The sequence below is a fragment of the Streptococcus sp. W151 genome, assembly GCF_053010205.1.
Genome location: NZ_JBRKNT010000003.1, coordinates 4,522 through 23,562 on the forward strand (window position 1 = coordinate 4,522; position 19,041 = coordinate 23,562).

Consider the following 19,041-nt stretch of genomic DNA (forward strand, 5'->3'; position numbering starts at 1 on the left):
GAATCAGTATCAACGTCCGAATCAGTCTCGACTTCAGAATCTGTATCAACGTCTGAATCAGCATCGACGTCCGAATCAGTCTCGACTTCAGAATCGGTCTCGACTTCAGAATCGGTCTCAACATCTGAATCGGTGTCGACATCCGAGTCGGTTTCAAGTTCTGAATCAGTATCTACTTCCGAGTCATTGTCAGCCTCCGAGTCAGTGTCGACATCCGAGTCAGTTTCAACATCTGAGTCTATATCAACGTCTGAATCAGTGTCTACATCTGAGTCTATATCAACGTCTGAATCAGCATCGATCTCAGAATCAGTATCTACTTCAAAATCAGTTTCAACATCTGAGTCAGTGTCTACGTCTGAGTCAGTTTCAATTTCTGAATCGGTGTCAACGTCTGAATCAGTGTCAACCTCTGAGTCAGTCTCAACCTCCGAGTCAGCGTCAACATCAGAATCAGTATCTACTTCAGAATCAGTTTCAACATCAGAATCAGTCTCAGCGTCTGAGTCAGCGTCAACATCAGAATCAGTTTCGACTTCAGAATCTGTATCAACGTCTGAGTCAGCATCGATCTCAGAATCAGTATCTACTTCAGAATTAGTTTCAACTTCTGAATCAGTATCAGCGTCTGAGTCAGTATCTACTTCAGAATCGGTGTCTACATCTGAGTCTATATCAACGTCTGAATCAGTATCGACATCCGAGTCAGTTTCAAGTTCAGAATCGGTCTCAACATCTGAATCGGTGTCGACATCCGAGTCGGTTTCAAGTTCTGAATTGGTATCTACTTCCGAGTCATTGTCAGCATCCGAGTCAGTTTCAACGTCTGAATCAGTGTCGACATCCGAGTCGGTTTCAATTTCTGAATTAGTCTCAACGTCCGAGTCGGTGTCAACATCAGAGTCGGTTTCAGCTTCTGAATCAGTATCTACTTCAGAATTAGTTTCTGTATCTGAATCATTGTCAACATCCGAATCAGTCTCTACATCTGAGTCTATATCAACGTCTGAATCAGTTTCAGCCTCTGAATCAGTATCTACTTCAGAATCTGTATCAACGTCTGAGTCAGCATCTACTTCAGAATCATTGTCTGCATCAGAATCAGCAAGCGGTTCACAAAAACACAGCCAGTCTGTAGTGCTTCCAAATACTGGCGAAACAGGATCTGTGACATCAGCTCTTCTGGGGATAGTTACAGGGTTAGCTGGAATTGCTGGACTTACCCGAGGTAAAAAGAAGGGGAACTGATCTAGTAGGAACTATCATTTTTTCGAGTGAATCTCATAGGAGATTCACTTTTTTTCTAGTAGAATGAAGTATTTTTAATTTCTTGCAAAAAATTTGAAAACAAAACAATAATAAATAAGTTTTTCATAGCAAATTACTTGAATCTGCGTAGTATTCCTGTATAATGAATAATGACTACAATGTAAGGGGAATATCATGCAATTTAAGCGTTCAAAAGGAAACTTTCGTGAGACAGATCGTGTCGTACGCTTCAAATTAATTAAATCAGGAAAAAATTGGCTTCGAGCATCAACAGCTGCTCTAGGCCTCTTTCGTGTGGTGCGTGGGCAAGTGGAGGAGACCATCATTGCCAACGTGCAACAAGACCAAATAGAAAGTCAAAAGAACGGCCAAGCCTTCTTAAAAGGTTTGATTACGGCAGGAACTGTATTTGGTGGTGCTGTGCTTGTTACGACTGCTAAGGCGGAGGATGCAACATCACTGGCACCAACGGTTTCTGAGACAAAACAGGAAACCTTAGCAGAAGTAGATAGTGTGGTCTTGGGAAATACCTCTACCCAGTCTTCAGAATCTGTCTCTGTTTCAGAATCCACTAGTTTGTCTACATCTGTTAGTGCGTCTGCTTCGATCAGTGAATCTACTTCTTTGTCCTTGAGTGAAGTTGGATCAACTCCATTATCAACGGCATTTAGCGAGTCTGCTCAAGCTCTAGAGTCAGAGGCGGTTGTTGAGGAACCGACTAGTTTAGAAGAAGCCACTGTTTTAGAACAAAATGCCTCTGAAGCTGAATTGCTCCAAGAAATTGCAGGAAACTACGCATCTAAAATGACGGACACTGATCGCCGAGCAGTGGTCGAAGCGATCATTAACAAAGTGCAGGCTGAAGTGACTGCAAGCAATAACTTGATCCACACCAATGCCAGTGTACAAGCTTATGCTGACCAGCGCGATCGTTTGGAGAAAGCTGTCGATGAGATGATGACGACCTTGACAGCTGCAGGTTTTGTGGGAAATACAAATGTAGATGGAAAACCTGCGATCTCTGCTCAATTAGCTCCTATCGCTGAGGTGGCTAAGAGTAGTAGTAAAGTGCTAGAGATTACACCAAACATGGATGATCGCAATGGTGCTAGTGTTGAAGATGCCCCTCTGACAGCTACAGATGTTGCTAAAGATCCTCATATCGATAAGCGCTATGTTAACCAAACACCTGAAGAAATTGCAGCTTACAAGAAGGATACGGATGCGACTCGCTATACCTTTGGGATTTGGGATTTTGTTAATAATACTGGGGAACCGTTGGGGTATTATGCGACCTTATCCATCGATCGTACCGATACCGATCCGAATACGCATGTGGGAAATGATGTATATTTCCGTGTTGTGAAAAAATCAGATGGTTCCGAGATCTTCTCTCAAACCTTCTCTGCCAATGTCATTGGTGGCACGCAGTTCCAACTACCTAAAGAAGTGTTGATTAAGAAAGCTCCTTTTGGGAATATGTTTGCCTATAGCAAGTCTGATGATGGGAAACCTGGGAACGTTTATCTAGGGACTTATGCTAGCCCAGAGACAAGTTTCCTTGTACGAGATGTATACGATGTGATGAACCCTTCAAAACAGGGGGAACTATTGACTTCGAGAGCTGAAATCAAGGTTCCATCTATGTGGGGGAAACAGTCGACTTTCTACAAAGTGGTGGATCCAGCAGGCAAATGGTTCGATGGGGAATACACACCAACCGGGAAAGAAGCAGTCTTAGCAGAGTATACCCAGTACGGAATTGAAGGTCAGCGTTATACGGCCTCAAATGCTCGTGATATCGCAGGATACGTACAGGTTCCAGTTGTGAGCTCGTCTCAAAATGTAAGAACAGGAACTTTTGATAATAGTACAGTTGGAGATCGACGTGTAGAATTGTACGGAAATGCGCGTGAGCATTTTATAAGAAGTGAAGTTGTTACAACCAGTCAAAATGGTGACTACATCCTTCGTTACTACGTTTTAGATCCTTCCAAAGTCTATAACGTTTCGAATCTGGATGTCGGGAATGAGCCGGTATTTGACAAGTATACACTTGTTTATGAAAAAGAATTTAAACAAGATAGTACTGATAATCTTTCAGATTTAGGTGGAACACGTAAAGTTGAAAGTAAAAACAAAGATTATTTTCTTAATGTTACGCCAAAACGAGTGGATGATCGTCATCTTGAGTTGGAGATCACAGGATGGTTTTCGGCTAAGGACACCGTCACCTATACAGATGAAAATACAGGGACAGAATATACGGTTCCAAAACCATTTACAGAGCTTCCAAAATCAACTTTTCTAAGTAATAATCAGACTATGATTGTCGGAGAAGATGCGACACCTCAAGGTGCAGAAGGTTTTTCTAACTTTAAACAAACCATTCAAAAAATGGTAGTTTCAAATCCATTGACGAGCGTGAATTATTATTATCGGAAAATGACGTCGTCAGAATCTGCATCACAGTCTCAAAGCTTCTCAGCCTCAACGTCGGCATCTTTGGTTTCAGATTCGATTTCATCGTCTCAGTCTGTATCGACTAGTGAGTCTGTTTCTTTGTCGCAAGTATCTAACTCAATCACTCAGTCAGATTCGCAAGTTTCAACTTCGATTTCAGCAAGTCAGTCAGACTCGTTGGTTCAAGAATCCGTTTCCGCGAGTCAGTCAGAGTCGTTAGTACAAGAATCCGTTTCCGCGAGTCAATCAGAATCTTTGCTACAGGAATCCGTATCTGCAAGTCAATCAGACTCGCAGGTTCAGGCATCTGTATCGGCAAGCCAATCAGAGTCTTTGGTTCAATCGTCAGTTTCAGCTAGCCAGTCTGATTCGCTGGTCCAAGTCTCGGTTTCAGCTAGCCAATCTGATTCCTTGGTCCAAGCGTCGGTTTCCGCAAGTCAATCAGAGTCTTTGGTACAAGCATCCGTTTCCGCTAGTCAGTCTGAGTCCTTGGTACAAGAGTCAGTTTTAGCGAGTCAATCAGACTCATTGGTTCAAGAATCAGTTTCAGCAAGTCAATCAGACTCGTTGGTTCAAGAATCTGTATCTGCAAGTCAATCAGACTCGCAGGTTCAGGCATCTGTATCGGCAAGCCAATCAGAGTCTTTGGTTCAATCGTCCGTTTCAGCTAGCCAGTCTGATTCGCTGGTCCAAGCCTCGGTTTCAGCGAGCCAATCTGATTCCTTGGTCCAAGCGTCGGTTTCCGCAAGTCAATCTGATTCCTTAGTCCAAGAGTCCGTTTCAGCGAGTCAATCCAATTCGTTGGTACAAGAGTCCGTTTCTGCGAGCCAGTCTGACTCGCTGGTCCAAGCCTCGGTTTCAGCGAGCCAATCGGATTCCTTGGTCCAAGCGTCGGTTTCCGCAAGTCAATCTGATTCCTTGGTCCAAGCGTCGGTTTCCGCAAGTCAATCTGATTCCTTGGTCCAAGCGTCGGTTTCCGCAAGTCAATCCAATTCGTTGGTCCAAGAGTCCGTTTCTGCGAGCCAGTCTGACTCGCTGGTTCAAGCCTCGGTTTCAGCGAGCCAATCGGATTCCTTGGTCCAAGCGTCGGTTTCCGCAAGTCAATCTGATTCCTTGGTCCAAGAGTCGGTTTCTGCGAGTCAATCAGATTCCTTGGTCCAAGAGTCGGTTTCTGCGAGTCAATCAGATTCGTTGGTACAAGCATCAGTCTCAGCGAGTCAATCAGACTCGCTGGTTCAGGCATCTGTATCGTCTAGCAAATCCGAGTCTTTGGTTCAGACATCGGTTTCAGCTAGCCAATCAGACTCGTTAGTACAAGAATCAGTTTCAGTGAGTCAATCACAATCTACTTCTGATGTCGAATCTAAGTCTCAAAATACAGAATCTATGTCCTTTTCTCGTTCTGATTCAATGAGTCAGTCGGAATCGCAAGTATCGACTGATTTGCAATCAACATCATTGAGTCAATCAGACTCGTTAGTGCGAGAGTCTGTTTCTGCCAGTCAATCAGAGTCGTTGGTTCAAGCTTCGACTTCAGCGAGTCAGTCAGAATCACAAGTTCAAGCTTCGATCTCTGCAAGTCAATCCGAATCACAGGTTCGAGAATCAGTTTCTGCAAGCCAGTCTGAATTGTTGATTCAAGAATCTGTTTCTGCCAGTCAATCAGAATCACTGGTCCAAGCCTCGGTTTCAGCGAACCAATCAGAGTCGTTAGTTCAGGCGTCAGTTTCAGCTAGTCAATCCGAATCGCAATCAAAAGTAGCTTCTGAATCGGCATCTAAGAGTGAGTCTGAAAAAGCCTCGAAATCTGTTTTGTTGAGTCAGTCGGTATCCTTATCTAATTTAGCGTCTAGATCCATTTCTATGTCTCAATCGCAGTCAACATCGGCGGTTGGATCGGAAGAAGTGGTTTCTCAACTGATTTCCTTGTCGCAATCTATTTCGATGAGCAAAAATCTGTCTGAATCTGTTTCAATGAGTCAATCCGAATCCTTGGTTCAAGCTTCGATCTCTGCCAGTCAATCAGACTCACTGGTTCAAGCCTCAGTCTCCGCAAGCCAGTCTGAATTGTTGATTCAAGAATCAGTTTCTGCCAGTCAATCAGAATCACTGGTCCAAGCCTCGGTTTCAGCGAGCCAATCAGAGTCGTTGGTTCAGGCCTCAGTCTCCGCCAGTCAATCAGAATCGCAATCAAAAGTAGCTTCTGAATCGGCATCTAAGAGTGAGTCTGAAAAAGCCTCGAAATCTGTTTTGTTGAGTCAGTCGGTATCCTTATCTAATTTAGCGTCTAGATCCATTTCTATGTCTCAATCGCAGTCAACATCGACGGTTGGATCGGAGAAAGTGGTTTCTCAACTGATTTCCTTGTCGCAATCTATTTCGATGAGCGAAAAGCTGTCTGAATCTGTTTCAATGAGTCAATCCGAATCCTTGGTTCAAGCTTCGATTTCTGCAACTCAATCTGAGTCACAAGTCCAAGCTTCGATCTATAATAGCCACTCAGAGTCGTTGGTACAAGCTTCGGTTTCCGCGAGTCAATCAGATTCGTTAGTTCAAGCTTCTGCCTCGACAAGCAAATCAGCTTCAACTTCTAATGTCGTAGCTGCATCGCAGGTTTCAGAGTCTGGATCGTTCTCTCGATCAGTTTCAGAGAGTCTATCTACTTCACAATGGACATCCCATTCGGAATCTCTAGCGTCAGCCTCGCTATCGAAGTCTGACTCCTATAGCCAATCAACTTTTTCTGCAAGTGAATCTACTTCAACGTCGATGCCAGTGTCTGAATTCCCTTTGACGAGTGTCTCAGTATCTATGAGCGCATCATCGACAGAGAGTCAATCCCTATCGCATGAAGCTTCTGAATGGATCAGTGTGTCTTATGCGTCAAGTTTCTCTGCTATGACCAGTCCTTCTGAGTCTGTCGTGTCTTCGTTCAGCACCTCTCACTCAGAATCTCCATCAGATGCAAGCTCGCTAAGTGCGACGCATTCTTCAGGACCTGCTCTTCCAGAGACAGGAGCCCATCCTTCAAGTAATATCCTTGCTACGGTAGTTTCCATTCTTCTGTCTGGATTAGCCCTTTTAGGAATCCGGAAAAAAGATGGCAAATAAGGTATTAAATATCATGAATAAAGACCGGGATATTACCGGTCTTTTATTGATCTAGAATGTCTAAGAAGTTGTGAAATATGTTATAATGAATGAGGAAGTTTTCGTTGAAGGGTATGAAAAAGGTTGCTTTGTGAAAAGCTCAGTTTGCCTTCATATCTTCAGGAAATATGGGATAAAAAAAGAAGAGTCAGAGGAAAGAGATGAAAATCCATTTTACAAATTTATTTGGGCAGTCTTCAAAAAGTGTTGCCTTGATGGCCCAAAACGATATCATGAATGTCGTTCGCGAGCTTGGGGTCAATGAATTAGGGATCTACTTTTATGATCATAGTAATGAACCAGCTAGTGAATTGAACTCGCGAATGGATGGGATTTTAGCAGGCGTTGCTTTTGGGGATATCGTCTTCGTTCAATCGCCTTCTTGGAATGGGATTGAGTGGGACCGCCGTTTGGTGGATAAGTTAAAACTCCTTCAAACCAAGTTGGTCATGTTTATCCACGATGTCCCACCGCTTATGTTTGAGAGTAATTATTACCTGATGCCCAACTATATCGACATGTACAATCAGAGTGATCTGGTCGTTGTTCCATCAGAGCAAATGTACCATCGTCTAGTATCGGAAGGGCTTACAGTTAAAAAATATGTGGTACAAAAGTTGTGGGATTTGACCCACAGTTTGGATCTCTATACCCCGCAATTTGAGAAAAAACTGATCTTCTCTGGGAATCCGTCGCGTTTCCCTCATATCATCGACTGGAAATATGATACACCCCTTCATGTCTATACCGAACCAGTTGAAGGAGTTGATTATTCCAAGGTCCATATTGAAGGCTGGCGAACTAAGCAAGAGTTGCTTTTGGAGCTTTCTAAGGGTGGTTTTGGGCTGGTCTGGGGAAATTCAGAGAACCCCGAGGATGAGCGAGATTACTACAAAGAAAATATTTCCTACAAATTATCGACTTACTTATCCGCAGGTCTTCCGGTAGTCGTGCCAGACTATTTGTCAAATGCAGACTATATTCGAGAAAAAGGGCTTGGCTTTGTAGCATCCAGTCTTGAAGAAGCTAATCGTCTGGTTCAAGACTGCACAGAAGAAGCGTATGCCCAAATGGTCCAAAAGGCTCAATATACTTCTTATTTGATCCGCAATGGCTATTTTACAAAGAAATTATTCGTCGATACCATCATGGCCTTGGGTGAATAACATTCAATGAACAATCCTTTAGATAAACATCTGAAGGATTTTTTGTTGAATACAGTACCAAATGGGGAATTTGAAATATTATCAAATATTAGTGACAAATGAGTTTGGAAAAGTCGCAAATTATGGTAAAATAAGTTGAGATAAAATGCTCTAAAGGCACATATTAAAAGGCTATTCCCCAGGTGGAAGAGTCAAAATGAGTAAGAGAAAGTTTAAAAGAAATGTTAAAACGATCTGAAGTAGGAAAGAGATTTTGTTGGACGATATTTTTCGTCTTTATTTATGTTTTGGGAAGTAAAATTTCCTTGCCTTTTGTTGACTTATCAAAGGCCTTGAGACTCAATGAGGGAACGACAACCGGTTTACAGCTCTCAAGTGCTGTGATGGGGGGGAACCTCCGCGGAATGTCGATCTTTTCGATCGGTCTATCCCCGTGGATGTCTTCCATGATTTTGTGGCGGATGTTTACCGTTTCAAAACGCTTTAACCTCGAAAAAACCAGTTCGGAAATTGTGGAACGGCGAAAGATGTACGTGACCTTGGCACTCGCCATTGTCCAGTCCTTGGCAGTGGCCATGTATCTCCCCTTGAAGACAGGGTTGAACTCCGGACTTGTCATTGCGGTCAATACCATGATTATGGTAGCTGGAGCCTTCTTTCTAGTTTGGCTCTCAGATCTAAATGCCGCTTTGGGACTTGGAAGTTCTGTGGTGATCATGATGGCTGGGATGGTGATGTATCTTCCAGAAGACGTGATGCAGACCCTTTCAAGTGTCAATAATATACCAGAGATCGCTTATGTTCTGGGCGTGATTTTTATCTTGATTTTTGTCTATGTGGCAGTCTTGGTAGAATATTCCAAGTACCAGATTCCTGTCAATAAATTAGGAATCCACAACAATTTGAAAAGTTATACTTTTTTGGATATCAAGCTCAACCCAGCAGGAGGGATGCCCTTCATGTATGCCATGACCTTGGTGTCCATTCCTCAGTACGCGCTGCTGTTGATCTTGTCTATGGATTCCAATGCCAAGTGGGCCGCTCATTTAGCCAAACACTTGGTGATGGGAGATCCGATTTGGATTCTTCTTTACATTCTGATGATCGCCCTTCTCTCTTTTGCTTTCGCCTTTGTCAATGTGAACGGAGAAGAAATTGCAGATAAGATGATGAAGGCGTCCGAGTATATCGATCATGTCTATCCTGGAGCAGATACACGTCGCTATATCAATAAAATTGTGCTACGCTTGACGGTTTTTGGGACCTTGTATCTGATCCTCTTTACGGCGCTTCCTTTTTCCCTCTTGTTATGGGATAAAGATCTTTTGCGCTTGACCATGATTCCAGGAACCTTCCTCATGTTTGTCGGGATGATTTACAATATCCGAGAAGAAATTCGTGCCCTTCGTGTCAATCAACGTTATACAAGAATATTCTAGGAGTAACCATGTATTATTTTGTACCAGCCTGGTATGGAACGGACCGCATCTGGCAGCAAACAGCTACCCCTTGGTACTGGATGCGAGAATCCATTGAATTTGATGATACCATTAATCAAGTTCGTATTTTTCAAGAAGCAGGAATAGATCGGATCTTATTGTTGCCTCAATATAGTCCGCAACTGCGCTATTTTTTACACCGCCAAGATTTGTTAGAGACAGATGTGCTCTCGATTTTTGATCGTATCCAAAAGGTTCCTTCTGATTTGGCTATGCACCCAGTTCAGCTTCGGGACATCGAATGGCCGAGTGAGACCACTTTTTCCTACACTCCCTTTTTGGTAATGGCATTTCGAAAGGGTCACCTCATAGCAAAAATTGATATGGGAGTAGATGGAAACATTCTCTCTTTGACTCGTTATAAGAATGATGAGATCAGCTACATTGAGTACTTAGATGATCGCGGCTTTATCTCTAGTAGGATTTACTACAATGAGAGGAAACCTTATTTTCAAGAGTATCTGAGTTTTGATGGACAATGGGTTTTGAGAGAAATGTTGATCGAAGAGAGCCACTCTGTTATGGTCAATGAGGCTTTCTTTCCTGCCTTCAAAAAAGAAAGATATTCCGATATGGGAGAAGTTGTCGCTGAAAAGATGAAGGAACAGTTGGCAGCCTTGGTACCAGGACGAGATCAGTTGGTTCTGGCAGCTCATCCAGCAAATTTGGCTTTTTTACAGGATACAGCAAGTAGTGTCAAGAAAGTCTTGTCCTTCTATGGAGATCGTCAGCCCTTATCTGCTGAAAACTTTGCCCTCTATTTTGATATGATTGATGCCCAGCTCTTGATTACAGATAGTGAAAAAACCAAAGAAGCGATTGGGGGCTTTTCCCCTAGCCTGACTCAAAAGACACACCGGATTACCTCTTTTGACTCCCGCCTTCGTTTGGGATCTAGTCAGGAGCGCAAGGAATCCAAGATTTACTTTTATGTCAACGAAGCCGAGCTTCCAAGTAAGAGCCAGCTAAAGAAGGTTCTGGAAATTTTAGCGCAACATCCCTTATTTGAAGTTGTTTTTGCATTTTACAATGGATCACCGGAACGGGTGAAGGAATTAGAAGGGCAACTCGAGGAATTGATTGCTAGTGAGCAGGACTTGCATCTTGTTCAGTCGCCAAGTCAGTCAGAAGGGCTTGGAGAAAACCAAATCATTGATGAAGAGTCTGTACAAGACGCACCGGATTACCGTTTTGTAGTTAAGAATTTTTCAAATGAAAATGACATTATTCAAGAGTTGGAAAAAACTCGCTTAATTGTCGATTTAAGTGAGGAACCCAACCTCTATACGCAGATTGCAGGGATCTCTGCGGGGATTCCTCAGGTCAACCGCGTCCAGACAGAATATGTCGATCATTTGAAAAACGGCTATGTCTTATCAAAGGGAGACAAGGAATTAGAAAAGGCAATCACGCACTTTTTATTGGAATTGAAGCCTTGGAATGAAGCCTTGGTCTACTCAATCGAAAAAATTCAAGAATACACCGGTCAACGCTTGATCGAGAAATGGGAAGGATGGATGAAAGAACGTCATGGATAAAAAACTACAGATACCCCATATCCTCCAAATCGGATCAAGTAGCTGGCAGGATCAAGTAGAACTCCCTGCTGGACTTGGCTGGCACTTTTTTCAAGCCACTGCTCTTCCATCTCTCAAAGACTATATGGAAGAAGAGGAAATCTCTAAATTTAAAGCCTTGATTCTAGAGAAGCCAGAAGATTTGTTGGCTTTAGGAGAAGACCTGACTTATTTTCAGCCTTATACCGTTTTTTATGATGAAAGCCGTAAGCTAGAGGCACCTTCTGCAGAATTAGCCCACCTCTTAAGGCTTAAACAAGCGAGACCCTGGGATTTCTCAAACAAACATCAATTTCTCTATGTTTTAGACCGCTTTTTATACGACAATCAATATGGGGATGCCTTTACAGTTCGTGATCTGCAGGTGAGACCTGATTTTGCTGGTCAGCAAACAGTCTTGGGGCAACATTTCCTCAAGCTTGACGGAGCATACGGGGAAGAGTTTACGCCGATTGCCCAGTGGGTTTACAATTATGTGTATGACGCTAGCCGCCCCATCAATTTTTGGTTGGAATACGAAAAAGATCCTAGCTGTCAGTTGCAATTGCGGATCCAATTTTACCGCTATGGAGCTTTGGGTGATTGGGTCAAAGATGCGGTCTTTTCAGAAGAAGAGATGCAAGCGCCCTTAGAATTGGATGGAGCAGAACCTTATTATCTAGCTTTTTCGCTGGAGGCAAAAGGAGAGGGGACGCTTACGATCGGAGCCTTACATAAGCGCTTGTCACATGGTCCTTTAGGAGAGATGACAGTAGGAGCTAAGACGCTACGGGACCACAAACGTCAAGAAATTTTTGCTTATTTCCATCCTGGCGATATGAAGCCCCCTTTAAACATTTACTTTTCTGGGTATCGTCCAGCCGAAGGATTTGAAGGGTTTGGGATGATGCGTGCTATGGGTAGTCCCTTTATTCTCTTTTCTGACCCAAGACTGGAAGGTGGAGCCTTTTATATGGGCTCAGAAGAATTAGAAAATCAAATCACAGCCTTTATTGATCAGCATTTGGACTTGCTCGGCTTTGAGCCCAAAGATATGAATTTCTCAGGCTTGTCCATGGGGACCTTTGGTGCCCTTTACTATGGTGCTCTTTATTCTCCTCATGCGATCTTGGTTGGAAAACCCATTGTCAACCTGGGGGATGTCGCTGCCAATCTGAAATTTAAACGTCCAGATGAGTTTGGAACGTCTCTAGACATGATGCAGTTGATCATTGGGCAAGTGTCACAAGAAGGGATCGGCCAGCTGAATCAACGTTTCTGGGACCGGTTTGAAAAAGCGGACTTTAAGGATACCATTCTAGCCCTTGCCTATATGCGGGATGATGACTACGACCAGCAGGCCTATCCAGATATTTTAGAAGCCTTGTATGAATTACCGGTTCGTATTATCAGTACCAGCCGCGCTGGTCGACACAATGATGCGAGTGGTCCGATCATTGAGTGGTTTGTGACCCAGTACAAAGAAATCATGGAAAGAGACTTTGGAAGAAGCCAATGATAAAAATAAAAGAAAATGAAAGCAGACGAATCTACTGGGGCGATACCGTTCTTGCAGATTATCTTTGGGGGTCAACTATTCAAGCAACTGCCCAAGGAAGCGTTCAATTTCAGAATCCCCTCATGCCATCTGGTCAAGTACTGAAAACCTGGCATTCGCAGACGAATTTTGGGGCAACTCGTCAAATTCCTAGTCTGCCCCTGCTCAAAAGAGAGCAAGATTATGAATTGGTTATCACGATGGAAGCGACTCCCACTCATACCGTTATGGTAGAAATTATCTTTAGAGATCGCTTTGGAGAGCTTGTTGGCCGTCGAGTAACCGCAGAAGGTCGCTTGCAGTTCACCTATCCAGATCAAGCTTACGCCTACGAAGTACGCTTGCTCAGTGCAGGTTTGCAAGAGTTTACCTTCCACTATTTCACTATTCAACCAATATCGTCTGAGGGAGCAGAAGTTCTCGAATAGACGAACATCACTGCAAAAAAGAGGATCACATTGGATTACGTTAAATTAAGAAACATCAAAAAAATCTTAAAAGAAGTCAATAGCTGGAAGGATGACATGGCCCGTTTGACGGATCGTCAGCTGCAGGAGAAGACTGCAGAATTTCGGGAACGTCTAGCTCAGGGGGAGACCTTGGATGATCTCTTGCCAGAAGCATTTGCGGTTGCGCGGGAAGCGGATAAACGGGTATTAGGTATGTTTCCTTATGACGTGCAAGTCATGGGAGGGATCGTCCTACACCAGGGGAATGTCGCTGAAATGAATACCGGTGAAGGAAAAACCTTAACAGCGACCATGCCTGTTTATCTCAATGCCCTAGAGGGTAAAGGGGTTATGGTTATTACGACCAATACCTATCTGGCAACTCGGGATGCAGAAGAGATGGGACAGGTCTATCGCTTTTTAGGTTTGACCGTCGGCGTTCCTTTGAAACAGTCAGAGGACGAAGAATTAGATCCAGAAGTCAAACGCGAAATTTACCAATCAGACGTCATCTATACGACCAATACCAGTCTGGGCTTTGACTATCTAACAGAGAACTTGACGGCTTCAGCAGATGGCCAATTTTTGGCAGACTTCAATTACGCTATTGTCGATGAGATTGATTCGGTGCTCCTAGATAGCGCTCAGACCCCCTTGATTATTTCTGGTTCTCCTCGGGTTCAGTCCAACCTTTATGGGATTATTGACACCTTGATCCAAACCTTCAAGGAGGGGGAAGACTTCAAGTTTGACGAAGAAAAGAAACGGGTTTGGTTGACTCGAAAAGGGGCTCATGCAGCAGAATCTTTTCTTGCCATTCCCAATCTCTATGATCCCCAATACCGTGACTTGGTCCGCCATATCAGCCTAGCCCTCCAGGCCAATAAAAACTTTATTAAGGATAAGGACTATGTCATCCACCCCAATGTCGAAGGACAACCGGAGATTGTCTTGCTAGACCAGGCAACGGGCCGATTGATGGAAATGACCCGCTTGCAAGGAGGACTCCACCAGGCGATTGAAGCCAAGGAAGGTCTCAAGCTCACCCAAGAAACTCGGGCCATGGCTTCGATTACCTACCAAAATCTCTTTAAGATGTTTCGGAAGTTGGGGGGCATGACGGGGACTGGGAAGGTCGCTGAGGCAGAATTTCTCGATACCTATGCCATGTCAGTGATCAAGATTCCAACCAATCGTAAGAAGATCCGTAAGGATTTGCCGGATGAAATCTATCAAACCTTACCAGAGAAAATCGTAGCTTCTTTGGACTATGTGAAGAAAATCCACGAAAAAGGTAATCCGATTCTGGTTTTTGCCGGATCCGTTGAGATGTCGATTCTTTATTCAAATCTTCTTTTGCGCGAAGGGATTCCTCACAATCTTCTCAATGCCAACAATGCTCCTCGAGAGGCCCAGATCATTAAGGAGTCTGGTCGAAAAGGAGCCGTGACGGTTGCGACCTCAATGGCCGGTCGGGGAACCGATATCAAGTTGGGACCAGGAGTCGCTGAGTTAGGTGGCTTGGTGGTTGTTGGGACTGAGCGGATGATGAACCAGCGGATTGACCTTCAAATTCGGGGACGTTCAGGTCGACAAGGAGATCCCGGTTTGACCAAGTTCTTTGTTTCTTTGGAAGACGATTTGATGAAAAACTGGGGGCCAGACTGGATCCAGGATACCTATCAAGACTATGATGTGGATGAGCGGATTGGTTCAGCCAAAGCTCTGACCAAGCGCAAGTATAGAAACTTGGTGGAACGGGCCCAAAATGCTAGTGAAAGTTCTGGTCAGGCCAGTCGTCGGATGACGCTAGAATTTGCGGAAAGCATGAACATTCAGCGTGCCATCGTCTACGAAGAGCGCGACCGCTTGATCAAACAAGAAGGACGCTTGGATGACATCGTTGAAAAAGCGCTTCGTTCCGTCTTTTCAAGCGTCGTCCATAAAAAAGAATACAAGGAACCGGTAGCTTTTTATCGCTATATGTTAGACAATGTCAGCTACCAAGTGGATCCTGAAAAAGCCCACCAAACCTTTCGTAGCAAAAAAACCAAAGAGAATTTCTTATGGGAGATCGCGAAGAGCGAGTTAGAGGCCAAGTATGAGGTCTTAGGCACCGATGAGGTGATCGCCCAATTCCAGCGCATGGCCATTCTAAAAGCTATCGATGAAAACTGGGTCGAGCAGGTCGACTATCTGCAACAATTGCGGATGGCTCTCTCTGGCCAATACACCAGTCAGAAAAACCCTTTGGTAGAATTTTTCCAAGAAGCCTACCAATCCTTTGATCGAATGAAAGGGGCGGCCAAAGAACAAATGGTCCGCAATCTTTTACTGAGTCGAGTAGAAATCAATAAAAAAGGGGAAATTGTCTTGCATTTCCCATAAAAGAGGACATTATGACAGTATACAATATCAACCTTGGAATTGGTTGGGCCAGCAGTGGTGTTGAGTACGCTCAGGCCTACCGGGCCCAGTTGTTACGCAATATCCATCAACCAGCTAAATTTGTTTTTATGGATATGATTCTAGCCGATAATATCCAACATTTAACAGAAAATATCGGTTTTAAAAATAATGAAATCATCTGGCTCTATAGCCATTTTACAGATATAAAAATTGCACCAACGACCTATACCATTGACCAGGTCTTAGCAGGTTTTGCCGGGAAACCGACGCGCGAAGAAGTCGATGGCAAGATCAAGCGCTTCTTTTATGAAGACCAGGACAATTTTTTGACCTGCTACTTGCGGTCTGAAAACAGTCCCTATGTCGAACGTTGCGAGTATGTGTCTAGAGGAATCTTGGTGAGAAAGGATTATTTCTCCTATACCCGCTATTGTACGGAGTACTTCATTCCCAAGAACAACCAAGCCAACTTGATTGAGCGCCGTTTTTACAATGAGGACGGGACGGTTGCCTACAGCATGCAGATGGCAGATGGCCGCGAAATCTATCGTTTCCCAGATCGTTATCTGGTTGGTCGCCAAGAATTGATCCGCTACTTCATGCAGACCCTTCAATTGACCAAACAAGATTTGGTGATTTTGGATCGGGAAACCAACATCGGTCAGCCTATCTTTGAAGAAGCGCAAAAGGCCCGCCTGGGTGTGGTCGTCCATGCAGAGCACTTCAGTGCCAATAATGTCGACGATCAGTATATCCTGTGGAACAACTACTACGAGTACCAATTTACCAATGCAGACAAGGTGGACTTCTTTATTGTTGCGACCGACCGCCAAAAAGAAATCTTGGCCGAGCAGTTTGCCAAATACACCAACCATCAGCCGGCCATCTATACCATTCCAGTTGGAAGCCTTGCAAGCTTGCCGCAAAACGAAAACCGCACCCCATTTTCTATGATCACAGCCTCTCGTTTGGCGACAGAGAAGCATATTGACTGGTTGGTGCGAGCAGTGGTTCGCGCCAAAAAAGAATTACCAGAACTGTCTTTTGACATCTATGGAAAAGGTGGAGAAGAAGGCAAGTTGCGTTCTCTGATTGATGAATTGGGGGCGGCAGACTATATCCATCTCAAAGGGCATGCCAATCTCGAGGAAATTTATAAGAATTATGAGGTTTACCTGTCAGCGTCAACCAGCGAAGGCTTTGGGTTGACCTTGATGGAGGCGATTGGTTCTGGACTTCCGATTATCGGTTTTGATGTTCCTTATGGCAACCAAACCTTTGTCACAGAAGGGAAAAATGGCTATCTCATTCCACCATCAGCAGACCAAGTGGTAGACCATATCGCATCTGTCTTTGCTGAAAAAATCATCCAGCTTTACAAAAAAGACGATCTAGCCAGCATGCGTCAAGCATCTTATGCGCGTGCAGAAGACTTTTTGACCAGCCGAGTAGAAGAAGCTTGGACACAATTGATAGAAGAGGTGACACATGCTGAACGTATTTGATAGCTATTCTCGTGAGAGCCAAGACTTGCTCCACTCCATGAAAGAGTCTGGCTTTGACCATCCGACAGTTGTTTTGGAGCCAAATGGTTTCTTGCCCGATGGTGTTGAGTCTCCATTCATCTATTTCTTGGGTCAACCAAAAGGGGAGAAGCGCGGGCGCTACTTTAATGAAGTTCCAGTTCCCGATTTTTGGGAAGTTTCTGGGGATAACAGTGCGGGCAAAGTGACCTACTATGGTCAAGAAAAGGCTCGTATTGCTTACCATGCAGCTTCTTATAAACGCATCGTTGAGCGCCTGGAGTGGTTGGATGACAAGGGGCAAGTGGTTATGATCGAGCGCTATGACCAATACGGTCGTAAGATTGCCGTGACAACCTGTGGCGATCAAGGCCAGCAATTGGTAACCACTTATTTTGAAGGGGACATCGAGCGCTTGACAGAGAATCACCAAACAGGGGATTTGATCTTGACCTTGGACCATCAGCCGATGCGAATTTTCAAGAATCGCTTAGAATATTTTGTCTTTTATCTAGAGCATCGTGGTTTTGATCTGGATGGCTTGGTCTACAATACCCTTGCCACCTCCTTTAGCATTAGTCTTCAGTTGGGCAATAAAGGGATCAAAGGGCGCGACGTCTTGGTGTGGCAAGAACCACTTCATGACAGCCTTCCAGGCAATATGCAGTTGATTCTAAAGAGCCCAGAAATCCGGACCAAGAAGATCTTGATTCCACAAAATGCGACCTATCATCGTGCTCTCCAGTTGACCTCACAAGACCAGCATAGCTATTTTGGTCCCCTTGGCTACCTGTATGATTTCAAGGTGAAAGACGATATCCGTAAAGACGCCTTTGTCTTGACCAATTCGGATCAAATTGAAGCTTTGACCTACCTAGTAGAGAATTTGCCAAATGTGACCTTCCGTGTAGCAGCTTTAACGGAAATGTCTGCGAGTCTCTTATCTATGGTTCGCTATCCAAATGTGGTCTTGTATCAAAACATCAGCCAAGAGCGGATCAAAGAGCTGCTTAAGGTCTCTAGTATTTACCTGGATATCAACCACTATGCAGAGGTACAAGGCATTGTCCGCAAGGCTTTCGAACACCAGCAAGTCATCCTTGCCTTTAGCCATACCTTGCATGACCGCCACTTCCTCGCGCAAGCCAATATCTTTGACCAAGGAAAAGAAGCGGATATGGTGGCCCGTATCCAGGAAATCTACCAATCTGTGGATAGCTACAGAGAAGCAGTCGCGCAACAAATTGCCCAATCAAGTAGTGTCGAGCCAGCTGTTTTCACAGCTCGCTTGCAAGAAGGGATCGGTGGACAAGGTGAGTGATCGTAAGAAAGATTTATTTTACAAAGAAGTAGAAGGACGGATGGAGTCTCTCAAACGCCGTCCTTCCGAAAAAGAAAAGACGACGCGTTCCGAAAAGATCAATGTTACCTTTAATGTGATCATTGGTTTGGTGATTCTGCTGGGAGTTATTTTTACCCTCTTGAGAGTATTAGGAGGATCCTAAGATGGAAATGGTATTTGCAATCGTTATCTCGATTTTATCCCTTGCTCTGGTGGTTCTCATTACCCTGCAACCTCGCCAGCAACAATCGCTCTCGACAGATGCAACCAGTAACTTAGGGAAGCCAAGCTATTGGCGCTCCCACCGCGGGCTCAAGCTAGCAACCCTTGCCGTTAGTATCGTCTTTCTCCTATCCTTGTTTCTTTATATGATGGTCGTACAGGCCTAGTTTCTAATAGAATGGATAAAAGAAGTTGGTATTCTCCAACTTCTTTCAAATTGTAGATAGAGTCACCTTAGAAACTTTCCTTAGGTGAGTACGGACGTCAGCGAACTTCGAGGAAGTTCCATGACTTAGTTTTGGACCTAAGGTTCCAAAACTCCCGAGTGCTAGAAACAAGAATGTTTCTAGCACTTATCTCACGGCGGAAAGTTTCAATAGATGTCTAAGTGAGCCTAATAGTTGATATTTATTTAATTTTTTAAGTATCATTTAG

12 protein-coding genes are annotated in these 19,041 nt (G+C 44.1%); all 12 read left to right on the forward strand.

Annotated features, from left to right (window positions below):
- Nucleotides 1–1,248 (forward strand): LPXTG cell wall anchor domain-containing protein (locus ACVC7Q_RS06220; protein WP_447265227.1); only part of this gene is annotated, 1,248 nt, incomplete at its 5' end.
- A 195-nt stretch (nt 1,249–1,443) separates the two neighbouring features.
- Complete coding sequence (locus ACVC7Q_RS06225) at nt 1,444–6,843, forward strand: accessory Sec-dependent serine-rich glycoprotein adhesin (protein WP_447265228.1); 5,400 nt, start codon at nt 1,444–1,446, stop codon at nt 6,841–6,843.
- Between the two features lie 200 nt (nt 6,844–7,043).
- Complete coding sequence (locus ACVC7Q_RS06230; protein WP_447265229.1) at nt 7,044–8,048, forward strand: sugar transferase; 1,005 nt, start codon at nt 7,044–7,046, stop codon at nt 8,046–8,048.
- Between the two features lie 221 nt (nt 8,049–8,269).
- Complete coding sequence (gene secY2, locus ACVC7Q_RS06235) at nt 8,270–9,487, forward strand: accessory Sec system protein translocase subunit SecY2 (protein ID WP_277839376.1); 1,218 nt, start codon at nt 8,270–8,272, stop codon at nt 9,485–9,487.
- An 8-nt stretch (nt 9,488–9,495) separates the two neighbouring features.
- Nucleotides 9,496–11,085 carry an accessory Sec system protein Asp1 gene (gene asp1, locus ACVC7Q_RS06240; RefSeq protein ID WP_447265230.1) on the forward strand — a complete coding sequence of 530 codons (1,590 nt, stop codon included), beginning with the start codon at nt 9,496–9,498 and terminating at the stop codon, nt 11,083–11,085.
- Complete coding sequence (gene asp2 / locus ACVC7Q_RS06245) at nt 11,078–12,622, forward strand: accessory Sec system protein Asp2 (protein ID WP_447265231.1); 1,545 nt, start codon at nt 11,078–11,080, stop codon at nt 12,620–12,622. Before asp1 ends, asp2 begins: the two co-directional genes overlap by 8 nt.
- Nucleotides 12,619–13,089, forward strand: coding sequence for an accessory Sec system protein Asp3 (gene asp3 / locus ACVC7Q_RS06250; RefSeq protein ID WP_037585271.1), 471 nt, complete (start codon nt 12,619–12,621; stop codon nt 13,087–13,089). Before asp2 ends, asp3 begins: the two co-directional genes overlap by 4 nt.
- Nucleotides 13,090–13,113: 24 nt before the next feature.
- Complete coding sequence (secA2, locus tag ACVC7Q_RS06255) at nt 13,114–15,498, forward strand: accessory Sec system translocase SecA2 (RefSeq protein ID WP_447265354.1); 2,385 nt, start codon at nt 13,114–13,116, stop codon at nt 15,496–15,498.
- 11 nt (nt 15,499–15,509) lie between these two features.
- Entirely contained in the window at nt 15,510–17,024 is a 1,515-nt protein-coding gene (gene gtfA, locus ACVC7Q_RS06260) for an accessory Sec system glycosyltransferase GtfA (RefSeq protein ID WP_447265232.1), read from the forward strand.
- Complete coding sequence (gtfB, locus tag ACVC7Q_RS06265; protein WP_447265233.1) at nt 17,008–18,363, forward strand: accessory Sec system glycosylation chaperone GtfB; 1,356 nt, start codon at nt 17,008–17,010, stop codon at nt 18,361–18,363. The genes gtfA and gtfB overlap by 17 nt, the downstream gene beginning before the upstream one ends.
- On the forward strand, nt 18,356–18,547 hold the full coding sequence (gene asp4 / locus ACVC7Q_RS06270; protein ID WP_080978547.1) for an accessory Sec system protein Asp4: 192 nt from the start codon (nt 18,356–18,358) through the stop codon (nt 18,545–18,547). The genes gtfB and asp4 overlap by 8 nt, the downstream gene beginning before the upstream one ends.
- Before the next feature lies 1 nt (nt 18,548).
- A complete protein-coding gene (asp5, locus tag ACVC7Q_RS06275; RefSeq protein ID WP_414324927.1) occupies nt 18,549–18,773 on the forward strand; it encodes an accessory Sec system protein Asp5 in 225 nt (74 codons plus the stop codon).
- Nucleotides 18,774–19,041 lie beyond the last annotated feature (268 nt).